Annotated in this window: 6 protein-coding genes; 3 read left to right on the forward strand and 3 right to left on the reverse strand. The window is 72.5% G+C overall.

Going from position 1 to position 6,242, the window contains the following annotated elements; genetic code table 11:
• The coding region (locus DQW06_RS17585; protein ID WP_157983474.1) for an MFS transporter at positions 1-1,234 on the forward strand (1,234 nt) is incomplete at its 5' end.
• 53 nt (positions 1,235-1,287) lie between these two features.
• On the opposite strand, the gene DQW06_RS17590 is transcribed toward DQW06_RS17585, so the two are convergent.
• The 3 genes from DQW06_RS17590 to DQW06_RS17600 all read right to left on the reverse strand — a co-directional run bounded on the left by DQW06_RS17590 (position 1,288) and on the right by DQW06_RS17600 (position 3,952).
• Positions 1,288-2,256, reverse strand: coding sequence for a hypothetical protein (locus tag DQW06_RS17590; protein WP_013151350.1), 969 nt, complete (start codon positions 2,254-2,256; stop codon positions 1,288-1,290).
• Positions 2,257-2,496: 240 nt separating this feature from the next.
• Positions 2,497-3,051, reverse strand: a complete 555-nt coding sequence (gene def / locus DQW06_RS17595; RefSeq protein WP_013151351.1) for a peptide deformylase — start codon at positions 3,049-3,051, stop codon at positions 2,497-2,499.
• An 85-nt stretch (positions 3,052-3,136) separates the two neighbouring features.
• Positions 3,137-3,952, reverse strand: a complete 816-nt coding sequence (locus DQW06_RS17600; protein ID WP_013151352.1) for a nucleotidyltransferase domain-containing protein — start codon at positions 3,950-3,952, stop codon at positions 3,137-3,139.
• Positions 3,953-4,829: 877 nt separating this feature from the next.
• On the opposite strand from DQW06_RS17600, the gene DQW06_RS17605 reads away from it, so the two are divergent.
• Together DQW06_RS17605 and DQW06_RS17610 are read left to right on the forward strand one after the other, a co-directional pair.
• Positions 4,830-5,507 carry a sirohydrochlorin chelatase gene (locus DQW06_RS17605; RefSeq protein ID WP_013151353.1) on the forward strand — a complete coding sequence of 226 codons (678 nt, stop codon included), beginning with the start codon at positions 4,830-4,832 and terminating at the stop codon, positions 5,505-5,507.
• Positions 5,508-5,874: 367 nt separating this feature from the next.
• A partial coding sequence (locus DQW06_RS17610) for an aminoglycoside phosphotransferase family protein (RefSeq protein ID WP_304598527.1) occupies positions 5,875-6,242 on the forward strand: 368 nt, incomplete at its 3' end.

A 6,242-nucleotide genomic window follows, 5' to 3' on the forward strand; every position in this document is an offset into this window, starting at 1 on the left:
GCCCGCCCTCCCCGGCCTGCGCGGACGGGGCTTCGCCCTGCTCATCGCGGCGACCGCGGTCGGCCTCTGCGGCTTCGCCGCCGTCCTGCCCCTGGTCCCCCTGTGGGCCAGCCGGGGCGGCGCGGGCGAGTTCGGCGCCGGGAGCACCACCGCCGTCTTCATGCTCACCACCGTGCTCACCCAGCTCGCCATGCCCTGGCTGCTGGAGAGGGGCGGTTACCGCTGGGCCTTCCCGGTCGGCGCCCTGGTGATGGGGCTGCCCACCCCGCTGTTCGCCCTGACCGCCGACCTGGGACCGCTGCTGGCCGTCTCGGCGGTGCGCGGAGTCGGCTTCGGCATGGTCAGCGTCGCCGGAACCGTGCTCGCCGCCCGCCTGGTCCCGCACCACCAGGTCGGCCGGGCCACCGGTTACTACGGGCTGGCGGTCGGTCTGCCGCAGGTGCTCATCCTGCCCGGCGGCGTGGCGCTGGCCCTCAACATCGGCTTCGACACCGCGTTCTGGCTCACCGGTCTGTGCTCGGTCCTGGGCGGGGTCCTGGCCTGGGGCATCTGGTACGCCGACGGCGGCCGCAACCGTGCGGCGCTGCGGAGCACGGTCCGGGCCGCCCCCGAACCCGGCCCCGCCCCGGACGCGTCCGCGGGCCGTCCGCTGCTGCGGGCGCTGGCGGCGCCGCTGGTGCTCATGCTGCTGACCGCCTCGTCGGCCGGCGCGATCATCACCTTCCTGGCCATCCCCCTGGAGCAGGCGGCGTGGCTGGTGGGCGGCGCCCTGGCCGCCTACGCGCTGGCGGTGGTGGCGGGCCGCTGGACCGCCGGGATGCTGCACGACCGCCACCGGCGCGCCCTCCTGCTGCTGCCGGGCATGGTCGGCGCGGTCGCGGGGATGGCCCTGGTCACCGCCGCGCTGTGGTCGGTCGGGGACGCGCCGGGTACGGGGACGGCGCTGCTGGTGCTCCTGGGGTCGGCCGTGTTCGGCCTCGGCTTCGGCGCGGTCCAGAACGAGACCGTCACCCTCATGCTGAACCGCGCCGGTCCGGCCGGGTACGGCCGGGCCAGCGCGGTGTGGAACATCGGCTACGACGCGGGTTCGGGCGCCGGGGCGATGGTCCTGGGGCTGCTGATCCAGCTGACGGGGTACGGGCCCGCGTTCGCGGTCACGGCCGTGGCGCTGCTGGCATCGGTCCCGCTCGCCCTCGGCGGGCGCGCGGGGCGCGGGGCCCGCGCGCGAGGCTGATCCCGCCGGTCAGGCAGGGCCCGCCCGGGCCGGGACGGCCGGTCCCCGGACGACTAGTACGACGAGATGTGCACGTGGTCGTAGTGGTTCTGGGTGTTGTCGCCCCGGTCCTCCATCCACTTCCACTGGCGGGAAGCGGAGTGCCAGATCTGCTGCTCCCAGATGATGTACTTGATGCCCAGCCGGTCGGCGTTGTCGATCCCGAACTGGGAGATCTGCGAACCCAGGGACTGGTTGGCAGCAGAGGGCAGCGCACCGCCCGCGCTCATCATGAAGTCGCAGGCCTGGCCCGTGCCGTGGTCGTCGGCGCTGGAGCGCAGGCAGCCGACCGGGTAGGGCGCGCCGAACGTCTGCACGATCTCGTCGCGGATCGCCGCCATGCGCGGCGTGGCCCCGTCCCAGCCCCAGCCCCGCGCGCTGGCCGGGATGCTGCCGTCACCCGGGGTCTCGGGGATCTGCTCCGCCTCGTACTCCTCGATCCTGGCCTCGACCTCCTCGCGCTCCTCCTCCAGCGTCTCGACGAGCTCCTCGGCCTCGGCCAGCTCGGTCTGGAGCTCCTCGTTGACCAGGGCGGCCTCGTCCCGCGTCTGGATGAGGTCGTAGATCTGCTCGGACTGGCTCTGCCCGAGGTAGTTCAGCGTCGCGGCGTCGGCGAACATGCTCTCCGGGTCGCTGGAGAAGATCACCTGGAACGCGGGGTCGAGGCCGCCGCCGCTCTTGTACTGGGTGGAGGCGATGGTGGACACACCGGTCCGGGAGGCCTCCAGGCGCCCCTCGACCTCCTCCAGGTCCTCCTCCGCCTTCTCCACGCGGTCCTTGATCTCGTTGAACTGGAGGAGTTCGCCGTCGTAGCTCTCCTCCAGCTCCTCGGCCCGCCGGTTCAGTTCGTCGATGTCCACCTCGTCGTTGTCCGGCTCCGCCAGAGCCGTTCCGGGCAGGGCGACCAGCAGGGCCGCCGCCAGGGCGCTGAGGGACAGGGCGGCACGCCTGCCGCGCGCGAATGAGGGAGGAGTGGGTGTCATGTCTGCTCCGAGGATGGTCCGAGCGCATCCGGTCGGCCTGCGGCGTGTGACGGGGGGAGCCGCGGCGGTGGGAGATACTCAGCAGACCATACGAGATCTTGGCGTTACATGCCTAGTGCGTTACTCACGTGACTTGGGAGACTGCGCGGGGATGTGTCCGAAGATACCCGGAGCCGGGGACCGGACCGGACCCCGGCCAGCCGTTCCGGGTCCGGGCCCGCAGGAGGGAGGCCGGGACCCTCAGCTCGCGCCGCCGAAGGCGCTGGGCAGCTGTACGCCCGCGGGCTCGGGGGGCTCGGCGGGCATGAACCAGTCCGAGCGGCGGATGTCGCGCAGGGCCCGCTTGCGCGTCTGCGGGTCCAGGCGCTCGATGTAGACCATGCCGTCGAGGTGGTCGGTCTCGTGCTGGAGGCAGCGGGCCATCAGCCCCGTGCCCTCCACGGTGACCGGCTCGTTGCGCAGGTCCACCCCGGTGACGACGGCGTACTCGGCCCGGGTCGCGGGGTACCACAGCCGGGGGACCGACAGGCAGCCCTCGTCGCCCTCCTGGACCTCCTCCGAAAGCTCGGCGATCCTCGGGTTGATCACGTAGCCGATCCGGCCCTCGACGTTGTAGCTGAACACGCGCAGGCCCACGCCGATCTGGTTGGCGGCCAGACCCGCCCGCCCGGGGGCCTCGACCGTCTCCAGGAGGTCGTCCACCAGCGCCCTGGTGTGCTTGTCGAAGCGGGTGACGGGTGTGGTGGGCGTGACGAGGACGGGGTCGCCGAAACGGACGATGGGGCGCATGGTCATGTGCCCCAGGGTAGTCGGAAGCGTGCTCCCGACGGTACGGAAGCGGAGAATCCGGACTCGGGGCCCGGAGGCGGCTCCGGGCGGCTCAGGCCGCGGCCAGACCGGGGCGCAGGGAGTCGTCCAGCACCATCTCGATGTAGTCCAGTGCGGCCCTGCGCCGGGCCAGCGCACTCTCGTACAGGGAGGGGGCGCTGACGTTGCGCCGCACGCGCAGGCACTCGTTGACGATGCGCTGCCACCGGTCGGGGAAGGCGTGCAGGGCGTAGGCGCCCGCGCCGCTCTTGGAGGTGATCTCCCCGGTCTTGAGGGTGAAGTGCAGGCGGCTGACGCTCAGCACGCTCCAGGAGGGCGCCAGGGAGCCCAGGGCGGCCAGGCCGCGCGGCGTGACCAGGCGGCCCGCCTTCTCGCGCCAGCGCCGCCACTGCTCGTCCAGGGAGCCCAGCGACCAGGCGCGCAGGCTCTCGGGCTCGTCCCACACGTCCAGTTCGAGCGGGTGCGGGCCGCGCACGGTCACGCCGTGCTCGGCGAGGATGTGCCATGTGACGGGGTTGACGTCGGCGCTGGCCCGGTTGCGGAAACGGCCGCCGATCACCGAGGCGACCGGGCCGCAGGCCGCGGGGTCGCGGGTGAGGTCGTCCCAGGTGACGTGGACGCCGTTGAACTGGGGTCCGGTGGCGGCGGCGCGGGTGCGCGCGTGGACGCGTCGCAGCAGCTCCAGCTCGCGCCTGCCGGGCGTGTGACCGGTGACGATCACGAAGTCGACGTCGCTGGTGTGCGGGCGGAAGTCGCCGAGGGCGACCGAACCGGTCAGGTAGAGGCCTTCGACCAGGCCGGGGGCCTCCTGGTCGGCGTACGCGAGAAAGGTCTGGGCCAGCGTCTGCACCCGAGGGTGGACGGCCATGCTCACTCCAGTCTGGATGGTTCGGTGCGGATCTGGGGGCGCGGTCCGTCCGGAGGTGGGGAGTCCGGTCGGGCGGCGGCCCGGAGCGTTCCCGCGGCGTGTGCCGCCTGCGAGTACACGCTCCATCGGTACCAAGTGTGAGCGGGCCGAGGGGGTCATGGCAAGTGATCGCGCCGGACCCGCATCCTGTCTCCCCACGTCAGGTGGTGTGCGGCTATGGAGACTTGGGGGAGTGCACACCCTTGACAGAGAACGGCGTGATGTGCAAAGGGTCCTCGCGCGCGTGCGGGCGGTCCGTGCCGGCCGGAGCGGGGCGCGGCGCTCCAGCCGTGGCCCCGAGGCGGCCGGACGGGAACGGACACCGGCGGAAAACGGCGCGCTCCGAAGACGGCCGAGAATCCGCGTCCTCTCAGGCAGGAAGGCTGCCGCACATTCCGCGGCACGTGCATCCGCACCTGACGAATGCATGAGAAAAGCTTTGCTGGGTATTTCTCTAGAGAGGTCGGGGCGAAAGCGGTTATTCGTCCGCCGGAGAATGGGTGTGGTGTCCGCCATGCCCCGCCGGGGACCGGTTACGGGGCGGGAGGGAAGGAGCGGTTCGTCGGAGCAGGTGGGGGCGGCTTCCTCCCTCGGCGTCAAGGATAGCCCCCTTCGTCCTCCGGAACCCGTGAGTCCTACACCACTCTCTCCGGAAGTGGACATGCCCTGTTTTTTAGGCGATTGTTATGGTTCACGCAGACCCCCGGTGGTCATAACCACCACAGCCATTGTTCGCTTTTTTCCTCCGCGTAACACCGCACAACCCCCGTGAAACTGAGCCGCTTTACGCTCGGCGGGCAAGGCAGTTCCCCCCGCAGATGTACCGAAGGAGACGCGCATGGTCCCGACGATGGTCCTCGTAGCCGACGACTCACGTGACACCCACCGCCGGGACGCCCTGTGGGGCCTGGCCGAGGCGGTGGCGAGCAGGGGAGAGGTGCCGGTGACCCCGGCCTTCGGCAGCCCCGACGACGTCGCCGCCACCGTCCACTCCGTCCGGGGGCCCAAGGTGGTCGTCCCCGCCTTCGTCGCGGGCGGCGACGTCGCCAGCGCCCACCTGCTCTCCCGGCTCGGCCTCGGCCGTATGAGCGACTCCTGCCAGACCCCGCCCCTGGGAGCGGTTCCGTCGATCGTGGCCGACCTCGCCGGGCGGCTGGCCGACTCCGGCTGGGGTCCGTCCGACGGCGTGGTCCTGGCCGCCGACGGCACCACCGGCACCGAGGAGCACCAGGTCGTCATGGACGTGGCGCGCATGCTCAGCCGCCGCCTCGACTCCCCGGTCCAGGTGGGCTACCTGCGCACCTGGGCGCCCTCGGTGGTCGACGCCGTCGACCGGCTGCGCCGCCACGGCCAGGACAACGTCGCCGTCGCCGCGTGGAGGCTCGTGGACGGCCCCGACTTCGACCTGCTGCGCGGTCTGGACGTCACCGCGATCACCGAGCCCCTGTGGCCCTCCGAGCTGGTCGTGGACACCCTCCTCGCCCAGCACCGGGCGGTCAGGGGGCGCCTGGCCTGAGAACGCGGTCCCCGACGAGCCGACACCGACGGTGACACCGTCCGCCGCACGGGTGATCGCGGGAGTCCGGGGCGCCGCTGCGCCGTTACCGGGGGCGCGCGGATGGGTAGGGGGCAAACGGGCGGGAACTCCCCGCACCCACAAACACGGCATCCGTACCGCGCCGCCTCCCGCACGGCGCGGTGGCGACCGGACGCGACTCCTCCGGCGGCCCCCGCCTCCCCCCGCCGGCGCGGAGGTCTACCCGCGACCGGTCCGGGACCCGAACAGAGCCAGTGCGCCGCGGACCGTGCGGTCCGCGGCTCCGCCGACCCGCGAGGGGCCCACCCCGAACCGTCATCGACGCGAGCGAACCTAAGGTGGATGTATGAACGACGTCACAGCGCAGTTCGTCGATGACCGGCAGCGTCGGCGTCTGGAACGGCGCTTCGGCAGTCACGTCGGCGAGTGGCTGACCGAACTCCCGGGGATCGTCTCCGGGATCGCCTCCGACTGGGGGCTGACCGTCGAGGGCCCGGCCCCCCACGGCCGGACCTCCGTCGTCGTCTGCGTCGTGCGCCCGGACGGCGACCGCGCGGTCCTCAAGCTCTCACCGGACACCGGCCTGGCCGCGTCCGAGGCACGGGTGCTGCGGATGTGGGAGTCCTCCGGGCGCGTACCCCGCGTGTGGGAGGTCGACAACGCGCGGGGGGCCATCCTCATGGAGTGGATCGGCGGCGAGACCGTCGCGGCGGG

It is taken from the genome of Nocardiopsis sp. TNDT3 (assembly GCF_003427465.1).
Lineage (GTDB): Bacteria > Actinomycetota > Actinomycetes > Streptosporangiales > Streptosporangiaceae > Nocardiopsis > Nocardiopsis dassonvillei.